The 21077-nt window shown below is 64.1% G+C and carries 16 protein-coding genes and 1 riboswitch; of the genes, 9 read left to right on the forward strand and 7 right to left on the reverse strand.

What is annotated here, in order from left to right; all coding sequences use genetic code 11:
• Nucleotides 1–170 precede the first annotated feature (170 nt).
• Nucleotides 171–407: a hypothetical protein gene (locus ACFPPB_RS15225; protein ID WP_377328590.1), complete on the forward strand. Its 237-nt coding sequence runs from the start codon at nt 171–173 to the stop codon at nt 405–407.
• 236 nt (nt 408–643) lie between these two features.
• Nucleotides 644–1201 (forward strand): DUF4166 domain-containing protein, encoded by a 558-nt coding sequence (locus ACFPPB_RS15230; protein ID WP_377328592.1) that lies wholly within the window; start codon nt 644–646, stop codon nt 1199–1201.
• Nucleotide 1202: 1 nt separating this feature from the next.
• On the opposite strand, the gene ACFPPB_RS15235 is transcribed toward ACFPPB_RS15230, so the two are convergent.
• Both ACFPPB_RS15235 and bamE read right to left on the reverse strand, forming a co-directional pair.
• On the reverse strand, nt 1203–1523 hold the full coding sequence (locus tag ACFPPB_RS15235; RefSeq protein WP_377328594.1) for a hypothetical protein: 321 nt from the start codon (nt 1521–1523) through the stop codon (nt 1203–1205).
• Nucleotides 1524–1690: 167 nt separating this feature from the next.
• The gene (bamE, locus tag ACFPPB_RS15240) at nt 1691–2005 is read right to left on the reverse strand and encodes an outer membrane protein assembly factor BamE domain-containing protein (protein ID WP_377328596.1); all 315 of its coding nucleotides are present in this window, start codon (nt 2003–2005) and stop codon (nt 1691–1693) included.
• Between the two features lie 417 nt (nt 2006–2422).
• On the opposite strand from bamE, the gene ACFPPB_RS15245 reads away from it, so the two are divergent.
• From ACFPPB_RS15245 to ACFPPB_RS15260, 4 genes are read left to right on the forward strand one after another with little or no spacing between them, the layout of a single operon-like run.
• Nucleotides 2423–3856: a TolC family outer membrane protein gene (locus ACFPPB_RS15245; RefSeq protein WP_377328598.1), complete on the forward strand. Its 1434-nt coding sequence runs from the start codon at nt 2423–2425 to the stop codon at nt 3854–3856.
• On the forward strand, nt 3853–5709 hold the full coding sequence (locus tag ACFPPB_RS15250) for a GAF domain-containing protein (RefSeq protein ID WP_377328600.1): 1857 nt from the start codon (nt 3853–3855) through the stop codon (nt 5707–5709). Before ACFPPB_RS15245 ends, ACFPPB_RS15250 begins: the two co-directional genes overlap by 4 nt.
• Nucleotides 5710–5724: 15 nt before the next feature.
• Entirely contained in the window at nt 5725–7866 is a 2142-nt protein-coding gene (locus tag ACFPPB_RS15255; RefSeq protein ID WP_377328602.1) for a hypothetical protein, read from the forward strand.
• On the forward strand, nt 7859–9847 hold the full coding sequence (locus tag ACFPPB_RS15260) for a preprotein translocase subunit SecA (RefSeq protein ID WP_377328604.1): 1989 nt from the start codon (nt 7859–7861) through the stop codon (nt 9845–9847). The genes ACFPPB_RS15255 and ACFPPB_RS15260 overlap by 8 nt, the downstream gene beginning before the upstream one ends.
• A 402-nt stretch (nt 9848–10249) precedes the next feature.
• Here ACFPPB_RS15260 and ACFPPB_RS15265 read toward each other — a convergent pair whose 3' ends face one another.
• Complete coding sequence (locus ACFPPB_RS15265) at nt 10250–10657, reverse strand: VOC family protein (protein WP_377328606.1); 408 nt, start codon at nt 10655–10657, stop codon at nt 10250–10252.
• 292 nt (nt 10658–10949) lie between these two features.
• Nucleotides 10950–11056, forward strand: a riboswitch (glycine riboswitch).
• A gap of 51 nt (nt 11057–11107) precedes the next feature.
• Here ACFPPB_RS15265 and gcvP point away from each other — a divergent pair.
• Nucleotides 11108–13993, forward strand: a complete 2886-nt coding sequence (gene gcvP / locus ACFPPB_RS15270; RefSeq protein WP_377328608.1) for an aminomethyl-transferring glycine dehydrogenase — start codon at nt 11108–11110, stop codon at nt 13991–13993.
• 80 nt (nt 13994–14073) lie between these two features.
• On the opposite strand, the gene ACFPPB_RS15275 is transcribed toward gcvP, so the two are convergent.
• The 4 genes from ACFPPB_RS15275 to ACFPPB_RS15290 all read right to left on the reverse strand — a co-directional run bounded on the left by ACFPPB_RS15275 (nt 14074) and on the right by ACFPPB_RS15290 (nt 18773).
• On the reverse strand, nt 14074–14580 hold the full coding sequence (locus ACFPPB_RS15275) for a GNAT family N-acetyltransferase (protein WP_377328610.1): 507 nt from the start codon (nt 14578–14580) through the stop codon (nt 14074–14076).
• A gap of 3 nt (nt 14581–14583) precedes the next feature.
• Nucleotides 14584–14865 carry a type II toxin-antitoxin system TacA family antitoxin gene (locus ACFPPB_RS15280; RefSeq protein WP_377328612.1) on the reverse strand — a complete coding sequence of 94 codons (282 nt, stop codon included), beginning with the start codon at nt 14863–14865 and terminating at the stop codon, nt 14584–14586.
• 145 nt (nt 14866–15010) lie between these two features.
• Nucleotides 15011–15931 (reverse strand): sensor domain-containing diguanylate cyclase, encoded by a 921-nt coding sequence (locus tag ACFPPB_RS15285; protein WP_377328614.1) that lies wholly within the window; start codon nt 15929–15931, stop codon nt 15011–15013.
• Nucleotides 15932–16118: 187 nt separating this feature from the next.
• The gene (locus tag ACFPPB_RS15290) at nt 16119–18773 is read right to left on the reverse strand and encodes a M1 family metallopeptidase (protein ID WP_377328616.1); all 2655 of its coding nucleotides are present in this window, start codon (nt 18771–18773) and stop codon (nt 16119–16121) included.
• Between the two features lie 298 nt (nt 18774–19071).
• On the opposite strand from ACFPPB_RS15290, the gene ACFPPB_RS15295 reads away from it, so the two are divergent.
• Together ACFPPB_RS15295 and ACFPPB_RS15300 are read left to right on the forward strand one after the other, a co-directional pair.
• Entirely contained in the window at nt 19072–20313 is a 1242-nt protein-coding gene (locus ACFPPB_RS15295; protein ID WP_377328618.1) for a sensor histidine kinase, read from the forward strand.
• Nucleotides 20310–21077: a LytR/AlgR family response regulator transcription factor gene (locus ACFPPB_RS15300; RefSeq protein WP_377328620.1), complete on the forward strand. Its 768-nt coding sequence runs from the start codon at nt 20310–20312 to the stop codon at nt 21075–21077. Before ACFPPB_RS15295 ends, ACFPPB_RS15300 begins: the two co-directional genes overlap by 4 nt.

Below are 21077 nucleotides of genomic sequence, written 5' to 3' on the forward strand. Positions count from 1 at the left end.
TTCGCGCCGCCTACGCCAGCGGCAGCTACACCTTGAAGGCGATCGGCGAGCATTTCGGCTTGCACTATGCGACGGTAAGCCGCATCGCTCGAAGTGGCATGTGGCAAGACAAGACCTGACCCTGAGGCTTTGTTGCTCCCGCTCGTGCTGTGAGCGGAGGGTGGTAGGAGGTGGCTCAAAATTCGACGAAAATCACCCGGCGAAGTGGCTCAGTTTTGGATGGAACTCAACAGCATTCCGTCGAACCCGGCGAAGAGAACTCAACGGCGACACCTTTGCGGGTTCCCGGCATACCGCGCATTGTCGCAATCGCTGCTGGAGAAGACATCAGTGCGGCGGTGGATAGCGACGGGCATGTCTGGATGTGGGGACAAGGTCACCCTTCGCCTACGTCTCCAACGCTGTAGGCAATAGTTCACCAGTACTCTTCTTTCGTTGATACTTATGGGAACAACAATTCTCCGGTCACTTCACTGGAGACGACAATGAGCACGACGAAGCGGAAGCGGCTGAACACGACGAAAGGCGTCAGCTTGCACAGTTTCTGTCAATGGCGGACGTGCTTGCGGGGTGACAAACGGAACCGCTCCGCCGTCAAAATGGAACCGGCATTCGTTGACCTTGGCGCCTTTGCATGACAGAGATGGAAAGCACCAATGCCGTCACGGCATGGTTTGGAGCGCGATTCGGTGATCTCCATCCGCTTCTCCAAGCGTTACATATGCGGAACAGCGAGCTGAGCGGGCCGGTAGTTCTACACTTCGGCAGAGGCATGGCCGGCGCATTCGGGCGTCGTCTGGCGCGCAAGCTCGGCATGCCAGACGTCGCAGGCTCGCACCACTTGACGGTGAGAATCAGCCATAACGCGAGCACCTTAGGGTGGGATCGGTGTTTTGACGGCACGCATCATCTCCGCTCGCAGTTCATTCCGCACGGCCGCTGGCCCGAGGGCTATTGGATCGAAAGAACCGGCGCGCTGGAGCTAACGCTAACGGTCGATGTGATGGAAGGCGGCTGGCATTGGCGCGTCATCAGCGCACGCCTTCGCGGGTTTCGAGTGCCTCTATGGCTGATTCCTCGATCGACCGCCTACAAGCGGATCGAAGACGGCAATTACCGTTTCCATGCCGCCTTTTCGGTGCCGGTTCTTGGCGAAGTGATTTGCTACAGCGGCGTCCTGAAACCAAGTCATCATGACTGAGTCAGGACTGCGGCGGCACGATCACCACGGTGTGCAGGCCTTCCCGTTGGGCGACACCCGCACCGAACTGCACGACCTTACCGTTCTGCATCACCACGGTGTAGTCGCTGCGGTGGAGCGACAGCCGGCTGTGGTGACGGGCCAGATAGGTGTAGACCTCGTAATCGCCGAGCACGCGGACGGCGTCTGGCCGACCCAGCGTCTCGCGCACTTCGACTTCCGAATTGCCGGTGTAAAGGTGTGTGATGCGTGCCCCGGTGGTCTGGCAGGCGCAAAGCACGCTGGCAACACCGAGCACCGCAGCGGCGGCAAACTTGTTCACGTCAAATCCCCCAAAAGAAAAAACGACAGACCCCGATAACACAGGATAACCCAGCATGGCTCTGGAGCGGCACGTTCCCCTGCCCTTCGCGCGCTGGCGATGCCCATCTGGACATGCATGGACCACGCATGCCAGCCACGAATGGATCACCCCGGGAACACTCATGCCTAAGGCGCAGACGGAACGATCACCACGTCGTCCGCGCCCTCGCGTTTCGCGCGGCCCGGCCCGAACTCCACCAGGCGACCGTGCTCGAAGATCACCGAATAGTCGGTGCGGCGGATCGAATGACGATCGCGAAAGCGGGCGCGATACACATAAACCTCGAACCCATCGATAGCCTGCACCGCATCCGGCTTGCCGAGTGCAGCGATCACCCGATCGGGCCGGCTGCCCGGATCCAGACGCTTGATCTTCTGACCGGTGGTGCTGCAACCGGCCAGCGCAACCGCCAGTACGGCTGCTCCCGCGATACGTTTCATGACATCCCCTGTGACTGGCGAACCGAGCCATGGCGCCATCGGCTCGCCCATATGTTAACCCAGGACACGGCTGCGGCGGCATCCCCTCGGCCGGGAGAACAGCGGGATGCAAGTTCGGGGCGAGCCATCGTCATTGCAGTTGGCTGACAGATCTCTCAAGCCGTGCACTTGGCACAGCCGCCGCGGCAATGCCAAAATGCGCGTGTTGGGGGAATGACCTGGTTACTCACTCGGTGCCGCGCATGTCGCGGCGGCGCCATGTGTTGCCGGCGCTCATCGATGGACCGGTCTCTCCCTTTGGCCGTAGCGAAGGGATTTGAGTGCCACTCCATACGCACCATGCTTTGTGCACCACGCCGGCCACCATGGCCGCCCGTCCGGCGCAGCTGATCAATCGCCTCTCGCGGCTGTCCCGTCGTGGCTAGCCAGATCCGCGCGCGTGGTCATGCTCCTCCCACGCGTTGCCTCGCGATGCTGTTCGCATGGTTTTGCGCAGTCTCCGTCCATGCAACCCAGCCGCAAGTAACCTCGCTGGGCGAACTGTTCGCGATCGCCCATGAAAGCGAGCCCGGCTTCCGCTCGGCCGAGGCCAATGTCGCCGCAGCGCGAGCGCGCACGCGCGAGGCGCTTGGCGCGATGCTGCCGCAGCTCACTGCCACGGCGAACAGCAACGGCAACCGTCGCCGCTATGAAACCCTGAGCACTCCGCCGACAACGCCACACGATCGCTATCACAGCAACGGTGATCAGATCAGCCTGAATCAACCGCTCTGGCGGCCCGCCAATATCGCCTCCTGGCATCAGGCGCAGGAGAACGCCGCGCAGGCACATGATCAACTCGATGACGCGGAGCAGCAGCTTTACCTGAAGGTTTCCACTGCATGGTTCGACCTGATGGAGGCACGCGACGCGGTAGAGTTCACCACGGCACAGCGCGATGCACTGCATGCACAGTGGAACATTGCGCGACGTGCTGCCGAACTCGGGGCGCAGAGCCAGCCGCAGGCCGATGACGCACAGGCGAAGTACGAGGAAGCGAGCGCCGATGAAGCTTCGGCCGAACTCGATCTGGCTGCCAAACTTGCGGCGCTGGAACAATGGGTGGGGCCAGCCGATGGACTGATGCAACCTTACCTGCGCGATGACGCCAAAATTCCGGACCTGGTCGGCGACGACCTGGACGAGTGGCTGGAACAGGTCGATACGCACAGTCCTGCACTGCGCGCCGCCAGCCGGGCGATCGAGGCGGCCAATGCGGAGATCAGCAAGCAGCACGCGGGCCACCTGCCCACGCTGGACATGGTGGCCACCTACGGCGACACCGACCAGGCGGTGGGCAACTTCCCTGGCCAATCGGGCTATCGCATCCGCCAGCTGGCCGTCGGTCTGCAGCTCAGCGTGCCGCTCTACTCCGGCGGCACACAATCGGCCAAGGTGGCTGAGGCCCTGGCCATGCGCGACAAGGCGCGCGACGATCAGGACGCAACGCGACGACAAGCTATTCTCAACGTGAAAACCGCCTTTCTCGGCTGGCGTGCCGGACAAGCCAAAGCCGCTGCCGCACACATCGCGGTGGCCTCGGCCGGAACCACACTTGCCGCAGCCGAGGAAGGCGCCTCGCGCGGGCTGAAGACCGATGCCGACGTGCTCACCGCACGCCAGCAGCTCGTCGCCGCGCGGCGCGACATGCGCAAGGGGCGTTATCAGCAACTCACTTCGTACATCAAGCTGAAATCGACATTGGGCGAGCTCAGTGCCGCTGATCTGGACGAGCTCGATCAGCTGTTCAGCGCGCGCGAAAGCGACGCCGGCACCCTCGCCATGGCGCCGATAAGGCGAAAAGGCTCATGAGCCTATCGTCGCTTCCACCGTCCGGCCGCTCGCCATCGGGCGAAGAGCGCACGCCGACGAACTGGGAGCGCTTTGTGACGGCGCGCACCTCCGATGCCTTCTGCGATGCCTGGCTCGCGCTGATCTGCGAAAAGTTTCCTGCCGTGCGCCAGGCTGCCGTGCTGGTCGAATCCACCGATGGCCAGACCTTCGTGCCGATCGCCGTCTGGCCGTTGGCAAACGCCGACATGGCCCGCATGGGGGCTGCAGTGCAGCAGGCGCTGGGCGAACGTCGTGTCGTATGGCTGCCGGCGCCCGAGCAGCCCGAGTGGCTGCACGTGGCGGTGCCGGTATCGGCCAACGAACGCATCGTCGGTGCCGTCGTGCTGGAAGTCACGGCCGACATGGCGGTTGTGCATCCGCTGCTGCGCGAGCTGCACTGGGGCAGCGCCTGGCTGAGCAACCTGTTCGGCAAGCGCGAGCTCGACGCCGCGACCGAAGCGAATACCCGCTCGATGGGCATCCTGGAAACCGTCGCCGTCGCCCTGCGGCACACCCACTTCCAACAGGCGCTGTTTGAGCTCAGCAATGAATTGCGACAACGCTTCGACTGCTCACGAGTGGCGATTGGCCTGGTGCGTGCGGCACATGTGAAGCTCGCCGCCCTGTCGGAAGCGGCGACCTTCGAAAAGTCTTCGCCCATGGTGCAGGCCTATGTCGATGCCATGGGCGAAACCTGCGACCTGGCCCAGACGATCGAGGCGTTTCGACCCGAGGACGGCGCCGCACCGGAAACCTATCGCGCGCACGCCGCGTTGCTGCAGCGGGTGGGTGGCGATGCACTGATCTCGCTTCCAGTCAGCCATCAGGCGCAGACCATCGCAGTGATCACGCTGGAACGCGGCCATGGCCAGCGCTTCGGCGACGGCGAGCGCAAATGGCTGGAGGCCTTTGCCGCGCTTTTTTCACCAGTGGTGGCGCAACGGCGCGATGCCGAACGGAACTCGCTGCAGCGGCTGGCCGATGAAGGTTCGCGTTTCTGGGGCGCGCTGCTGGGCCCGCGGCATCTGGTCTGGAAAACAGGCGGATTGTTCGCGCTGCTGGCCATGGCGTTGCTGATCTGGCTGCCGGTGCCGTACCGCGTCTCGGCCAAGACGGTGACCGAGGGCGCGATCCAGCGCGTCGCCGCCGCGCCGTTCGAAGGTTATCTCGCCGCGGGTTTCGTGCGCGCAGGCGACACCGTGAGCAAGGATCAGGTGCTCGCGAAGCTGGATGACCACGATTTGCTGGTGGAGCGCGCCAAGTGGACCAGCGAGCGCGACCAGTACGACAACAAGCTGCGCGAGGCGATGGCCAACCACGACCTCACGGCGATCCAGGTTCTCACCGCGCAGTTGAACGAAGCGCAAGCGCAACTCGACCTGGCAGACGACAAACTGGCGCGGGTGAAGATCGTCGCCCCGTACGATGGCGTGATCGTCAGCGGGGATCTCAGCCAGCAGGTTGGAACACCTGTTGAAGCGGGCAAGAAATTGTTCGAGGTCGCTCCGTTGCGCAGCTATCGCATCATTCTCGAGGTGGACGAGCGCGACATCGGACAGATCCACACGGCGCAAGAAGGCGAGCTGATGATGAGCGGGCTTGCCGGCAACCCGATGCCTTTTACCGTCGCCAGGATCATGCCGGTGGCAACCGTGCAAGATGGCAAGAATTTCTACCGTGTCGAAGCGAAGTTGAAGCGCGAATCGTCCGTTTTGCTGCCCGGTATGGAAGGTGTGGGCAAGATCGATGTCGGCCGACGCAAACTCGGATGGGTGCTGCTGCACAGCCTGTTCGACTGGCTACGCCTCACTCTGTGGAACTGGGGTCTGTAGACATGGCGGTGATCCGTGTCGCGTAACCCCTTCAGCCCCTCCTGGCACAGCGTGGCGGCGCTGCGGCCGCGCCTGATGCCGTATGCCGTGGTGCAGCGCGTGGTGTTTCGTGGCAAGGCCTGGTACGTGGTGCAGGATCAGACCGGCGGTCGCGTCTATCGCTTTTCAGCGAGCGCCTACGTGTTGATCGCCGGCATGGACGGCCACCACACCGTGCATGAGCTGTGGGAGCGTGCCAATGCCTCGGAGGTACGCGATGCCTGCACCCAGCCGGAGGTGGTCGATCTGCTGGTGCAAATGCATTCCGCCGACCTGTTGCAGACCGACGTGGCACCGGACTCCGCCTCCGCACTGGACCGGCACAAACGCAAACGCTTCGACACCATCAAGCAATGGTTGTTGAACCCGATGAGCGTGAAGCTGCCACTGCTCAATCCCGATCGTTTTCTCGGCGCGCTCGCCCCCTATGTCGGCTGGTGCTTCGGCCCGCTCGGCGCGTTGCTGTGGCTGGCCGTGATGCTGCCCGCGGCCGTGCTGGCCGCGCAGCATTGGGCGGAGCTGACGCACAATTTGTCCGATCGTGTGCTGTCCTCGAGCAATCTGCTGGTGATGCTGGCGGTGTACCCCGTGGTCAAGCTGTTACACGAGTTGGGTCATGGGTTCGCGGCCAAGCACTGGGGCGGCGCGGTGCGTGAACTGGGGCTGATGTTCCTGATCTTCGCGCCCGTGCCGTATGTGGAAGCATCTTCCTCGGCAGCATTTCCGTCCAAGTACCGACGTGCGCTGGTGGCGGCTGCCGGCATGCTGGTGGAGCTGTTCCTGGCCGCGCTGGCACTCTATGTCTGGCTGCTCGCCGAACCGGGTTTACTGCGCGCCGTGGCCTTCAACGTCATGGTCATTGGTGGCGTATCCACCCTGGTGGTGAATGGTAATCCGCTATTGCGTTATGACGGCTACTACATCCTCTCGGACTTGATCGAGATGCCCAATCTGGCCCAGCGCGGTCTGGCATGGTGGTCCTGGCTGCTGGATCGCTATGCCTTCGGCGCGACGGATGCCGTGAAACCGGATGAAACCCCCGCCGAACAACGCTGGCTGACGCTGTACTCGCCGCTGGCCTGGTGTTATCGCACCTTTGTCACGGTGTCGATCATCTTTCTGGTCGCCGGCAAGTTCTTCATCGTCGGTGTGGTGATGGCCCTCTGGAGCGCGATCAGCCTGTTCGGCGTACCGCTGCGCAAAGGCTGGAAGCACCTGGTGTCAGGCGCATCGCTGCATCGTCGCCGCCATCAGGCCATGCGCCGCACCGTGCTCACGCTGATCTGTCTTGCCGCATTGCTGATGATTCCGCTGCCGTTGCGCACGCGATCCGAAGGCGTGGTGTGGCTGCCCGACCACGCCATGTTGCACGCACGCGAGAACGGCTTTTTCGCCCACTGGCTGTCGACACCCGGCAGCATGGTGCACAAAGGACAGCCGCTGTATGTACTGGACAATCCGCAGCTGCAGGCTGAACTTGCCGTGGATCGCGCCAAGCTCGCACAGGCGCAGGCGCGCTATGACGCCGAGCAGTTCAGCGATCCGGCGAAGGCGGCCGTATCCGGCCGCCAATGGCAGGAGGCCCGCGAAATCGTGCATCAGGCCCAGATCCGGGTTGTGCAATTGACGGGCCATGCGGAAAGCGATGGGCGCCTGATCGTCGCCTCCGCCCAGGACATGCCCGGTCGCTACTACAAGAAGGGCGAACTGCTCGGTTACGTGCTCCAGAGCCATGAACTCCTGGTACGAGTGGTCGTGCAGCAGGACGATATCGATCTGGTGCATCAACGGCTCAGCGGTGTGTCGCTGCGTCTCAGTGACTCGATCGAGGAGGTGCATCGCTCCTACGTATCACGCGAATTTCCAGGCGGCGTGAAGGAATTGCCAACCGCTGCACTCGGGCTCAATGGCGGTGGCACCATCCCCACCAGCCCCAACGACCCGAACGGATTGAAGACCCTGCAGCGGGTGTTCATTGTCGATCTCGCCCTGCCGGCCGATACCCGACCTGACTTCGGCGAGCGGGTCCATGTCCGTTTTGAACACGGCAGCGAACCTCTGGCGCGCCAGGCACTGCGAAGATTGCGCCAGGTCTTCCTGAGCCACTTCGGTGTCTGATGTACGCGCACTGCTGGTCGGGCGTCACGTCGAACTGGGTGATGGCCCCTATCTGGAGCGGCTGGATGTCGTTCATGCGCCATGGGAAGAACGTCTTCGCGCGTGGCTGGATCGTCTGCCGCGCTGGGAGAGTCGTCGTACCCGAGCTTTCCTGCGCGCCACGAACGCTTTGGAAGAGAACGTTCGCCAGCATGACGATGATGCCTTGCGCACGGGTTTGGCCGTGGCGACGCGACAGATGCACCGGGAGGGCTTCTCCGATCGCGCGCTGGCACCCGCCTTCGCGTTGATTCGCGAGGCCTCCCGGCGAGCCTTGGGCATGCGTCATCACGATGTGCAATTGCTGGCTGGTCGTGCCTTGCTGCGTGGCCGACTGGCGGAAATGGCCACCGGTGAGGGCAAGACACTCGCCGCCACGCTCGCCATATGCACGGCTGCAGCCAGCGGTGCGGCCGTGCATGTGGTCACCGTCAACGACTACCTGGCTGAACGCGATGCCGAGCAGAACCGCCCACTGTTCACCCTGCTCGGTCTGAGTGCTGGCGTGGTGCTGCAGGATATGGATGTGGCAAAACGACGCGAGAATTACGCCTGTGACATCACCTACGTCTCCAACAAGGAACTCACGTTCGACTATCTGAAAGACTGCATCGCGCTGGGCGAGGCCTCGCGTACCCAGCAGCACCTGCGCGAACTTGCCGGCGGACGCCATGGGGAGTTGCCGATTCTTCGTGGACTGCACATCGCGATCATCGACGAGGCCGACAGCGTGTTGATCGACGAGGCCAGCACGCCGCTGATCATTTCCGAAACGCTACCGGACGATCTCGATCCAGCCATTTATACGCAATCCATCGCGCTGGCCAAAGCCCTGCGCGCGGGTATCGACTATGTCGTCGGCGCACACCGGGATATCTGGCTCACACTCGCCGGCAAGCAAGCGATACGTCACGCCACTGCTGGTTACGGTGGCCTGTGGCAATCGCCGCTGTGGCGCGACGAGTTCGTGCAGAAGGCGCTTTCCGCGGTGCATAGCTTTCAACGCGACCAGCACTACATCATCGCTGAAGACAAGGTGCAGATCGTCGACGAATCCACCGGCCGCGTGATGCCTGACCGCACCTGGGAGCGCGGTCTGCACCAGATGATCGAATCGAAGGAAGGCTGCGAGGCCACGGGCCAGCGACGCACGCTGGCTCAAGTCACCTATCAGCGTTTTTTTGGACGCTATCTGCTGCTGTGCGGCATGACGGGCACCGCGCAGGAAGTCGCACCCGAAGTGAAACGCTGTTACGACCTCTCGGTCACCCGCATCCCTACACACAAGCCAAGTCGGCGCCAGCGCCTGGTCGACCGGATCTGCCGCACCTCCGGCGAGCGTTGGCATGAGGTAGCTCGACGTGCCACCGAAGTCGCCGCTGCGGGACGCCCCGTGCTGGTCGGCACTCGTTCGGTGGAGGCTTCGGAACAGTTGAGCGAATTGCTGGTTCGGGATGCCATCGCGCATACCGTTCTCAATGCCCGACAGGACAAAAGCGAGGCTGAGGCGGTTGCACAGGCCAGCCAGCCCGGGCGAATCACTGTAGCGACCAATATGGCCGGTCGCGGGACCGATATCAAACTGGGGCCCGAAGTAGAGCAAGCCGGCGGTCTGCACGTGATACTCACCGAGTTCCACGAATCGGCGCGAACCGACCGCCAGCTTTTCGGCCGGTGTGCGCGCCAGGGAGATCCGGGCAGCATCGAGTCCATCGTCAGCATCGACGATGAGCTTTTTCGTCGCTTCGCTTCCGGGGCAGGACGCTGGTTGATGCGCGCGCTGATCCAGCGGAATCGACAAAGCCATCGATCGCTACGCTGGTGGGCGGCCTATTTGCAAGGTCGTGCCGAACGCCACTATCGAAAGCAACGCACGGAAACCATGCGCAGGGACGCCGAATGGATGCGGGCACTTGGCTTTGTCGGGAAAACGCGCAAGTAGAAAAACATTCAACTAAATTTCGGGGCGCAGATTCCGTCGAGATTCCGCCGGCATGGCCCCCAAACCGCTGGTATATGCGCTGACGATCCCTACTCCGAAGAGCTATTTGGCAGTTCCCGACCACGGTATGCACAGGAGTACAACCAAATGCTCAAACCTAATTTTTTCTAGATATTCAATGGACTATCTATATCCTTTGGCCCCTCTCCTGGCACCAATGGTAAACGAAGGCCGCCCTCCGGGGCGGCTTTCGTCTTTTCGGGATTTGCCTTTTCCTTCTCCCGCGGGGGGAAAGGTGGCGCGTAGCGACGGATGAAGGTTCGGTTCGTGCGTCGAAATTAGTGCTTCGCCCCAGCCCTCACCTCAACCCCTCTCCCACAGGGAGGGCGGCTCAACCAAGCATTAGACAGCCGCTGGCCCCTTCAGCTCGATCATGTTGCCCTGCGGGTCGTACAGGTAGATCGACGGGCCCTCGCCCCGCGCGCCATAGCGCGAACCCAGTTCGCCGAGGCGTACGCCGTGTGCTTTGAGGTGCGCGAGGATCGCCGCTTCGTCGTAATCCTCGACGCGCAGGCACAGGTGATCCATGTTGTGGCCCTCGCTGCCTGGTGCGGCGCCGCCGTGACGACCGAGCTTGCCGTCGATGCCGACCAGGTCGATCAGTGAAGCGCCGGCCCGCAGCTGCACCAGGCCGATTTCGTCCTGCCGGCGCTCTTCGCCGCAACCGAGCACGTCGCAGTAGAAGCGTTGCATCGCCACGATGTCGATGGCGCGCAATACCACGTGGTCGATTTCGGCGATGCGGATCATGCGGCTTGCTTCCTGGAATCCGGCTAGCAGAGCATAACGCAGGCCGATGGGTACTGTAGGAGCCCGCTGGCGGGCGATGCTTTTTGCACTGAGTCTTCCAAAAAAACAAAGCAAGAGAGCATCGCCCGCTCCTACATCTTAATGAGCAGGCCCGTGCACGCTGACACTGCAAGTGCGACGCCTGTATAATCGCCGAGGTAAACGTTTGGTGGGAGAAGCGGCCGTTCCTGACGGGAATGCGCCGCTGCCGAAGACGCAACGCCCGTAATCGCTCAGGCCCCGTACCATCACGCGTAAACACTCTGGAGAGAGCGGCTGCCTTCATCGGCGCAAGCCGCCGCCGAAGGGGCACGAGGCTTTCGCCTCCAAACTCTCAGGCAAAAGGACAGAGGGGCGCCCCACGTGCGGCACGCACGTCCGGCCTTTATCGGCCATTTCCGGACGCCCGTCATGAGCCAAGCTTCTTCATCTCCCCAGGCCACGCCCTCCCTGCGCGAACTCGAGCACCATCACGCCTTCATCGAGCGCCACATCGGGCCCAACGATGCCGAGATCGCGCAGATGCTGCGCGTCATCGGTCACGATTCGCTGGAAGCGATGACCGACGCGATCGTGCCGGGCAAGATCAAGTCGCCCGCCCCGCTGGCCCTGCCGCAGGCGATCACCGAGGTCGAGGCACTGGCCAAGATCCGCGCCATCGCCGACAAGAACCAGGTGTTCCGCAGCTTCATCGGCCAGGGCTATTACGGCACGCTGACCCCGAACGTCATCCTGCGCAACATCCTGGAGAATCCTGCCTGGTACACCGCGTACACGCCGTACCAGGCGGAGATCTCGCAAGGCCGCATGGAAGCGCTGATCAATTTCCAGACGCTGTGCGCCGATCTCAGCGGGATGGAAATCGCCAACGCGTCGCTGCTGGACGAAGCCACCGCCGCGGCCGAGGCGATGACACTGGCCAAGCGTTCGTGCAAGTCCAAGTCCAACGTGTTCTTCGTGTCGAACGGCGTGCATCCGCAGACGCTGGAAGTGGTCAGGACCCGCGCCGAGGCGCTGGGCATCGAGCTGCATATCGGCGATGACGCCGAAGGCGGCACGGTCGACAGCTTCGGCGTGCTGCTGCAGTACCCGAACACCTTCGGCACCATCAACGACTACCGGGCCATCGCCGACGCCGCGCATGCGCGTGGCGCGCTGGTCGCGGTCGCCACCGACCTGCTCGCGCTGACCCTGATCGCCGCCCCCGGCGAGTGGGGCGCGGACATCGTGGTGGGCAACAGCCAGCGCTTCGGCGTGCCGTTCGGCAACGGCGGCCCGCACGCTGCCTTCATGGCCTGCCGCGACGCGTACAAGCGTTCGATGCCGGGCCGCCTGATCGGCGTGTCGATCGACGCCGAAGGCAAGCCGGCCTACCGCCTCACCCTGCAGACGCGCGAGCAGCACATCCGCCGCGAGAAGGCGACTTCCAACATCTGCACCGCGCAGGTGCTGCTGGCCGTGATGGCCTCGATGTACGCGGTCTACCATGGCCCCGAGGGCCTGACCCGCATCGCCCGCCGCACGCATCGCCTCAGCGCTATCCTCGCCGCGGCGTTGCGCCAGGCCGGCGTCAAGGTGGCCGCGAATTTCTTCGACACCTTGCACATCACCGACGTCGACGCCGACGCCGTCCATGCCCGGGCCGAAGCGCTGCGCATCAACCTGCGCCAGATCCACGGCACCTGCATCGGCATCAGCCTCGACGAGACCACCACCCGCGCCGAAGTGTTCGCGCTGGCTGGCCTGTTCGGCGCCGAGATCGACGATATCGACGAGCTGGACGCGATCACCGCCGACGCGTTGCCGACGGCGCTGCGGCGCAAGAGCGCGTTCCTCACCCATCCGGTGTTCAACTCGCATCACAGCGAGCACGAGCTGCTGCGCTACATGCGCATGCTGGCCGACAAGGACCTGGCGATGGATCGCACCATGATCCCGCTGGGCTCCTGCACCATGAAGCTCAACGCCACTGCCGAGATGATCCCGGTCACCTGGCCCGAGTTCGGCGACATCCATCCGCTGGCGCCCAGCACGCAGACGGCCGGCTACAAGGAACTGATCGACGGCCTCGAGGCGATGCTGGTGGAATGCACCGGTTATGACGCGGTGAGCCTGCAGCCGAACTCCGGCGCGCAAGGCGAATACGCCGGCCTGCTGGCGATCCGCGCCTACCATCGTTCGCGCGGCCATCAGCACCGCGATATCTGCCTGATCCCCGAATCCGCCCACGGCACCAACCCGGCTTCCGCGCACCTGTGCGGCATGACCGTGGTGGTGACCAAGTGCGATGCCAACGGCAACGTCGACGTGGAAGACATCCGCCGTGCCGCCGAGAAGTACTCGGACCGCCTCGCCGCGTTGATGATCACCTACCCGTCCACCCATGGCGTGTTCGAGGAAGACATCGTCGCGATCTGCGACATCGTGCATGCGCACGGCGGCCAGGTGTACACCGACGGCGCCAACATGAACGCGCTGGTCGGCGTAGCCAAGCCCGGCAAATGGGGTTCGGACGTATCGCACCTGAACCTCCACAAGACCTTCTGCATCCCGCATGGCGGCGGTGGCCCTGGCGTCGGTCCGTGCGCGGTGAAATCGCACCTCGCGCCGTTCCTGCCCGGCAAGCTCGGCGAGCATGGCGCGGTCGGAATGGTCAGCGCGGCCAACCATGGTTCGGCCTCGATCCTGCCGATCTCGTGGATGTACATCACGATGATGGGCCAGCAAGGGCTGCGCAAGGCCACCCAGGTCGCCCTGCTCAACGCCAACTACATCGCCAAGCGCCTCGAAGCGCACTACCCCACCTTGTACACCGGCCGCAACGGCCTGGTCGCGCATGAATGCATCCTGGACCTGCGCCCGCTCAAGGACGCCACCGGCATCGGCGCCGAGGACGTGGCCAAGCGGCTGATCGACTTCGGCTTCCACGCACCGACGCTGAGCTTCCCGGTCTCCGGCACACTGATGGTGGAACCGACCGAGAGCGAATCGCAGATCGAACTGGACCGCTTCATCGACGCGATGATCCAGATCCGCGACGAGATCCGCGCGATCGAGGAAGGCAAGCTCGACCGCGAGGACAACCCGCTGAAGAACGCGCCGCACACCGCCACCATGGTCTCGGCCAGCGAGTGGACCCACGCCTACCCGCGCGAGCTGGCCGCGTTCCCGCTGGCCAGCCTCAAGCTGCAGAAATACTGGTCGCCGGTCGCCCGGGTGGACAACATCTACGGCGACAAGAACATCATGTGCGCGTGCATTCCAATCGATGCCTACAAGGAAGAAGTCGAGGCATAAACCACGCCCTTTCCAATGATGTAGATGACAAGAGGCCCCGCATTGCGGGGCCTCTTGTTTCAGGTCACGACGACTCCCTGTTACCTGATGTCATCAATCAGGACCGCCTCGGCCTTCTTCAAGTCCAGCATTACCATCATCGGGTCGAACGTGGACTCGACGAAACCGTGATGTACATAAAAAGCCCTGGCGGACGCGTCGATGGCGTGGCACAGCAACGCGCGTGCACCGATCTCGTGTGATGCCCGCAGCGCGCGCAACACAGCATCCTGCAGCAGGTCCGCGCCCAGTCCCTGCCCCCGCCATGCGCTGTCGACCGCCAGTCGACCCAGCACGATGACAGGAATCGGATCCGGCTTGTTCCGCCGCAATCTGCCCGGCGCATGCGCACGTTCGATGCCACCGGCGGCCAGTGCGTAATAACCGATGACACGCCGACCTTCGCAGACGACAAAACACCGCGACCCGCGATCTTCCTCGTTGTCGCGCGCACGACGACGCAACCAGTCGGCAAGCTCCGGATGAGGCGAAGCGAAGTCGTCGACTTCGTGCTCCGGTTTCAGCGGGGCCGGTGCAAGAATCGCCACGCCTCAGCGCGACCAGCGCGGCTGCCGCGCCATCAGTCGACGCAATGCATCAGGAGCAGGCAGCGGAGCATCGAGCGCCTTCTCGAAGCGCTTCAACTGCGTATCCGACAGGACGAAGCGAGTACGGTCGGCCAGCACAGCCTCGGCGCGCTGCAGGATCGCGTCCAGCACGAACGCGGTACGCGTGGTACCGGTAGCCTCCGCCGCACGCTCGATCAATAGCTTCTGCGCCGGCGTGGCACGCAGGTTGATGGTCTTTTCGCGAATGGCAGTGGGTGCGGTCACGGCATGGCTCCAATGTGCGCACATTGTATGTACATCATGACTGGCAATGCAAATCGGGCGTACCGGTTCAATCCTGCTCTCGCTACCAGATGACAAGCCAATCAAAGCCACGCGCTCGTGCATGAGCGACTTCAGTCGCGGCAGCTCAGCTATCCGCGACGATGCGATCCCGCCCTTGCAGCTTGGCCTCATACAATCGCTTGTCCACCGTATCGATGAACGGCAGCAGCTCGTCGTCGTGGCTGGGGATCACGGTGCCCACGCCGAGGCTGATCGTCAGCACGGGGCTGATCGAGGATTGTTCGTGCGGGATCTGTTCGGCCTGGATCAGGTCGCGGCAGCGTTCGGCCAGCATGCGTGCCGCAGCCTCGTCGGTTTCCGGCAACACCAGCACGAATTCCTCGCCGCCAAAGCGGGCCAGCAGGTCGCGCGCCCGCGTCGCGGCCGAACTCAGCGTCCGCGCCACGCGCTTCAGGCAGATGTCGCCTTCGAGATGACCGTAGCGGTCGTTGTACTGCTTGAAATAATCGATATCCAGCATGATCAGAGACAGCGGCTTCCGGTTGCGCCGCGCGTTGCTCCATTCCAGCTCCATGAGCGCGTCGAAACGGCGCCGGTTGGCGACGCCGGTAAGGCCGTCGCGGAAGGAAAGCTCTTCCAGTTCCTTCTGCAAGGTGATCAGCTGCTGCTCGGTCTGCTTGCGCTCGCTGATGTCGAACATGAAACCGATCAGCGAATCCACCGTGCCGTCCTCGCTGCGCACCACATGCACCACGTCGCGGATCCACACGTAGCGGCCGTCGCGGGTCAGTGCGCGGTAGTCGGCCTCGTGATCTACGCCTGCCTGCGATTGCGCCACGCAGAAATTCACCACCCGCTCGCGATCCTCGGGATGCATGCGGCTGGCCCAGTCGCCCACCGTCACCCAGCTCGACGGCGCCCACCCCAGCAGCGCCTCGATCTGCGGCCCGACGTACGCGAACTGCATGGTGCCCCAGTCGATCTTCCACGGAATCGCCCGGGTCGATTCCAGCAAGGTCTTGTAGACCGCGCTAACGGGTTCCATCTTGTTCTCGGTATCGGCCATCGTTTTCGGGCTCGCTGGGTAAAGGAGCGGCGGCGCACCGCCGCGATCATATCGCTGTGCCCGGCGCCGGAGGCAGGCCGACCGCAAACCGCGGCGCGCTCCGCCTGCACGGAAAAAGGAAGCCCGGCGGCGCGGAGCTTCCCTGTGGTCAAAACGCAGCCATGGATCAGCCGCCGTTCTTCGCCAGCCAGGCATCGATCGCCGGCAACCGCTTGCTGCGCACCATCATGCGGTACTTGATGTTGGCGATCACCGTATCGGCAGCGCGGCGCGAGCCGGCTGCGATGTGGGCGTCGGCGTAGGCCTCGATCTTGCCGATCATCGCCGGATCGTTCGAGCTGGCGCCGAGTGCCGGGTAATAGCGGCTGCTCGAGGTCGTGTCGACCAGCTTGTCCACCTGGGCGCGATGCGCCAGCGCGAAGTCGAACGCCATGTCCGGATGCTGGTAGGCGACGACGCCTATCATGCGGGCGCTGTTGGTGGCGCCCGGTTCATCGGTGAGCGCCATGTCCAGCGCGCGCCGGGCCAGCGCATCGTCCTCGGCAACGGACAGCAGCGAGTAGAGTTGATCCTTGATCAGCGGCGTCGTCTCGGCCTTCGCCATCGCATGCAGCTTGTCCCATGTAGCCGTATCCGCATGCCGCGCCACGACCGCAAGAATGGTCTTGCGCAAGGCGGCCGGCACCGCCTTGGGATCGCTGGCCTGTGCCGCGAAGCGGCGCTGCGCCTCCTCGATCACGGCGGTGTCGCCGAGGTCGGCCAGTACGCCGATCAGTTGCGTACGCAGGATCGTGCTCGGACCACCCTCGTCCGCCCTGGCTTCCCAACCGATGCGTGCGAACACCGGCTGCAGCCGCTTCAGCGCAAACGCATCGAAGCGCGCCTGCCGCGCCTTGTCGCCGCGGTAGTACTGATGCAGGCCGGAGAAGCTTTCGGCGATGTCGCCCCAGATCTGCGGATCGGCATCGGCCGGTGTGGCATGGGCCAGATCGAGGTAGCTCGACGCCGGCTCCAGCCCGGCCATGCCCAGCGCCCAGGTGTCGCCCATCAGACCCATCTGGTCGATCGGAGCCAGCTTGGCGAAATCGCTCCCGATCGCCGCGAACTGCGCCGGCGAATACAGCGTGCGGTAGTAGCCGCTCTGCCCCGCATTGACCAGCACCGGACCGCAGCCAGGCACCGACAGCGTGGACGTGCCGTCCACCACCGTGCGTGCCGGCTCGCCGCCCACGCTTTGCGCGATCACCGGCACATGCCACTTGAGCGGGGTCTTGTTCGGGCGGTCCTTGGTGAATTCGCCCTGGGTCAGCTTCAGCGTGGTCTTGCCGCCGCGGCATGCGGACGCTTCCACGCGAATCAGCGGAATACCCGGCTGCAAAGTGAAGTCATGCGCGATCCGGGTGATCGGCTTGCCGGCAGCCGCCTGCACTTCGCGCCACAGATCGTCGGACACCGTGTTGCCGTACGCATGCGCCTTGATGTAGCGCCGCACGCCGTCGCGCCAGGTATCCGGGCCGACGTAGGCTTCCAGCATGCGGATCACCGCCTCGCCCTTGGAATAGGTAATGGCGTCGAACGCCTGGCTGGCCTGCTCCACCGTCTCCACGTGCTGCACCACCGGATGCGTGGTGACCATCGCATCGCGCGACATCGCGCCTTCGCGCGAGCCCACCGCATCGAGTTCGGTATGCCACTCCGGATGCAGCTTCTCGGTGGTGCGCGCCGCCATCCACGAGGCAAAGCCCTCGTTGAGCCACAGGTCGTCCCACCAGCGCATCGTCACCAGATCGCCGAACCACTGGTGCGCCATTTCGTGCGCCGCGGTGCTGAACACTCGCTGCTTGTCCGACTGGGTCGAGATCGCGGGATTCAGCAGCAGCGCGTATTCGAACGTGTAGATCGCGCCCCAGTTCTCCATCGCCGAGAAGAACTGGCTGCTCCCGGGCGAAGCGATGTTGTCCAGCTTCGGCAGCGGATACGGCACGCCGAAATAGTCGTTGTATTCGTGCAATACCTCGGCAGCGGATTTCAGCGTGAAACTGGCCTGCGACGACAGCCCCTTCTGCGTGATCACGCCGATCTCGGTGCCGTCGGACGTCGTGGTGGCACGATCGAACTCGCCCAGCCCGAAGAACAGCAGATAAGTCGACATCTTGGGCGACTGCCGAAACTGCACGCGCGTCATGCCGTTGCCGAGATCGGTTTTCGAGGCGGCCGGCATGTTGCTCACCGCCATCTCGTCGCTCGGCACGGTCACCTCCAGATTGAAGGTCGCCTTGTACGCCGGCTCGTCCCACGACGGGATGAAGCGGCGTGCGTCGGAATTCTCGAACTGCGTATAAAGCGCGCGCTTCTTGGCCGACCTGGTGTCGTAGTCGATCGCGAACAAGCCGTTGGCCTGGGTGCCGATCTTGCCGGTGTAGCTCATCGCCAGCGTGTAGTTGCCGACCGGGATCGGCTGCGCGAAGGTGAACGTCGCCGTCTGTGCGGCGGCATCCACCGTCACCTTCGGCGGTGCCAGGGCGGTGACCCTGAGCCGGGTCGGCTTCAGGCTCACCGACGAGAACGTCATGTCGATCGCGTTGAGCGTGATGCTGGTGGTCGGCTGCAGCACATCGACCGTCACCGTCACTGTGCCGTCGAAACTCAGCTTGTCCGCATGCGGCGTCACCGACACGTCGTAGTGGCTGGGCCGCACGCTGCGCGGCAGCTGGGTGGTGGCGAGCTCGGCATGGGATGCGAGGACGGGCGTCGCCGCCATGCCGCTCATCGAAACGCCGGCAAGCGCCAGGGCAATCGCCGAAACCAGAATGCTACGCATGACATCCCCTCATAAGTGTTGGAGCAGCCCGCCGGGCATGCCGCCGCTGGATACGCGGAAACGCGCGGGACGGACGACGGCCGTCGATCGGCCAGCCCGCGCTGGCCGCCGCGATGGTGACGCCGGCCAGTGTATCCGGACACCGCCGGAAGTCATGGCAGGCAGCGAGCGGCTCCCGGTTCGCGCCAGGGTGGAACCGTTTCATCGTCCCAGTTCGGGTTCCGTCGCAATAACCGCGAGTCCGGCATCGGAGCTCGGTATGCTTCGCGGCAATCCCAGCAACAGGCCGGAACCCACCGTGATCAAGAGTTTCTTCTTCATTGTTCGCATCGTGCTGGCATGGCTGTTGACGATGATGCTGATCATCATCTTATGGACCGCCCTGACCCACACCAACGACGTGGCGCCGGCGTTCCTGCTGGGCGGCATCGTGCTGGCATTCGTGATCACCGGCGCGTTCTCCCACCTGCGGCGGGTCCGGTTGATCGCCGGGCGCGTCGATGCCGGCACCCTGGCCAACCGGCAGCGCCGGCAGATCGAGATTCCGTTCGAAGCCGGCGAAGCCTTCGACCTGCTCGATGCGGCCATCCGCGAGCTGCCCCGCATCCAAGCCGTCGAAAGCGCGCGCGACAGCCTGCAGGTAAACGCCAAGGTGGGACGCCCGGCGCCGTATGGCCGCAGCGTGCTCGGCGCATTCAATCCATCGACCTGGTTCGGCCACACGCGCAACCAGATCCTCGCCACGGTGACGCCGGGCGACGGCATCGGCAGCGTCACGCTGATCTGCGAACCCGAAAGCGGCGCGTGGAGCGACTGGTTCCGCGTCGACGACGGCAGCAACCTCGAGAATGCCGAGGCGATTGCCCGCGCGATTACCCGCCGCGTCGCCGAGCGTCGTCGCAACGAACAGAAAGCCAGCGCGCAAACCGCCACCGAGAAGGAACTCACCGTGGCCCGGCTCAGCCTGCTGCAGGCGCAGGTCGAGCCGCACTTTCTCTACAACACGCTGGCCAGCGCGCAATACCTCACGCGCAGCCATCCGGCGCAGGCCGACGAGATGCTGGGTCACCTGATCGCCTACTTGCGCCACTCGCTGCCCCGGGCCGAGGACACGCTGTCGACCCTAGGCGACGAACTCGAACGCGCCCGTGCCTATCTGGAAATCCTGAAGATCCGGATGGGCGCACGCCTGGGCCTGCAGATCGACGTACCCGAATCGCTGCGCACGACGCCGCTGCCGCCGATGATGCTGCAGACGCTGGTGGAGAACGCGATCAAGCATGGGCTGGAACCCAAGGCCGCCGGCGGCACCGTGTGGATTTTCGCGCGCCGCGACGGCACCACCATCGCAGTGACGGTGGCCGACGATGGCCAGGGCTTCAGCGATGCCGGCAGCGGTACCGGCATCGGCCTGAAGAACGTGCGCGAACGGCTGCGCCTGGTATACGGCGGCGAAGCTTCGCTGGCGGTGGTCGCGAACGTGCCTGCAGGCGTCGCCGCGACCATCACCGTACCCGCTACCGCCGGAGCCACCCCGTGACGCGCGCCGTGATCGCCGAAGACGAAGCGCTGTTGCGCAGCGCGCTGAGCCGGTTGCTGGCCGAAACCTGGCCCGAGCTGGACGTGATCGCCGAATGCGAGGACGGCGCCGGCGCACTGGAAGCCATCGCCGACCAGCAACCCGAAGTGGCCTTTCTCGACATTCGCATGCCCGGCCTGTCCGGCCTGGATGTCGCGGCCGGCGCGATCGAATGCAGCCCCCGCACGCAGATCGTCTTCACCACCGCCTACGACCAGTACGCCATCGACGCCTTCGAACGCGGCGCCGTCGACTATCTGCTCAAGCCGATCGGACCCGAGCGGCTCCTCGCCACCGTGCAGCGGATCAAGTCGCGCGTCGCAAGCGGCAGCGTCCCGAGCGATCTCGCACAGCTGTTGCGCGAACTGGCCCAGGCCGCCGCACCGGCCCGCGCCACCACACCACTGACCTGGGTCACCGCCAGCAGCGGCCGCGAGACGCGGCTGATCATGGTCGACGACATCGCCTATTTCCGGGCCGACAACAAGTACACCGTCGCGATGACCGCCGACGGCGAAGCGCTGTTGCGCAAACCCATCCGCGAACTGCTCGGCGTGCTCGATCCCGCCTACTTCAAGCAGATCCACCGCTCCACCATCGTCAACCTGAAGGCGATTGCCGCGGTGATCCGCGACGACAGCGGCAAAGGCACGCTGCGACTGAAACAACGGCCGGAAACCCTCACCGTCAGCCAGCCTTTCATGACGTTTTTCCGCAACATGTAA

It is taken from the genome of Rhodanobacter terrae, assembly GCF_042657005.1.
Taxonomy (GTDB): Bacteria; Pseudomonadota; Gammaproteobacteria; order Xanthomonadales; family Rhodanobacteraceae; genus Rhodanobacter; species Rhodanobacter terrae.

Excerpts from the sequence above, each read along its gene's own strand:
- ACFPPB_RS15230 (WP_377328592.1), top strand. The coding sequence starts at position 644 with ATGGAAAGCACCAATGCCGTCACGGCATGGTTTGGAGCGCGATTCGGT.
- ACFPPB_RS15290 (WP_377328616.1), bottom strand. The coding sequence starts at position 18,773 with ATGCGTAGCATTCTGGTTTCGGCGATTGCCCTGGCGCTTGCCGGCGTT.
- ACFPPB_RS15250 (WP_377328600.1), top strand. The coding sequence starts at position 3,853 with ATGAGCCTATCGTCGCTTCCACCGTCCGGCCGCTCGCCATCGGGCGAA.
- gcvP (WP_377328608.1), top strand. The coding sequence starts at position 11,108 with ATGAGCCAAGCTTCTTCATCTCCCCAGGCCACGCCCTCCCTGCGCGAA.
- ACFPPB_RS15265 (WP_377328606.1), bottom strand. The coding sequence starts at position 10,657 with ATGATCCGCATCGCCGAAATCGACCACGTGGTATTGCGCGCCATCGAC.
- bamE (WP_377328596.1), bottom strand. The coding sequence starts at position 2,005 with ATGAAACGTATCGCGGGAGCAGCCGTACTGGCGGTTGCGCTGGCCGGT.
- ACFPPB_RS15285 (WP_377328614.1), bottom strand. The coding sequence starts at position 15,931 with ATGGAACCCGTTAGCGCGGTCTACAAGACCTTGCTGGAATCGACCCGG.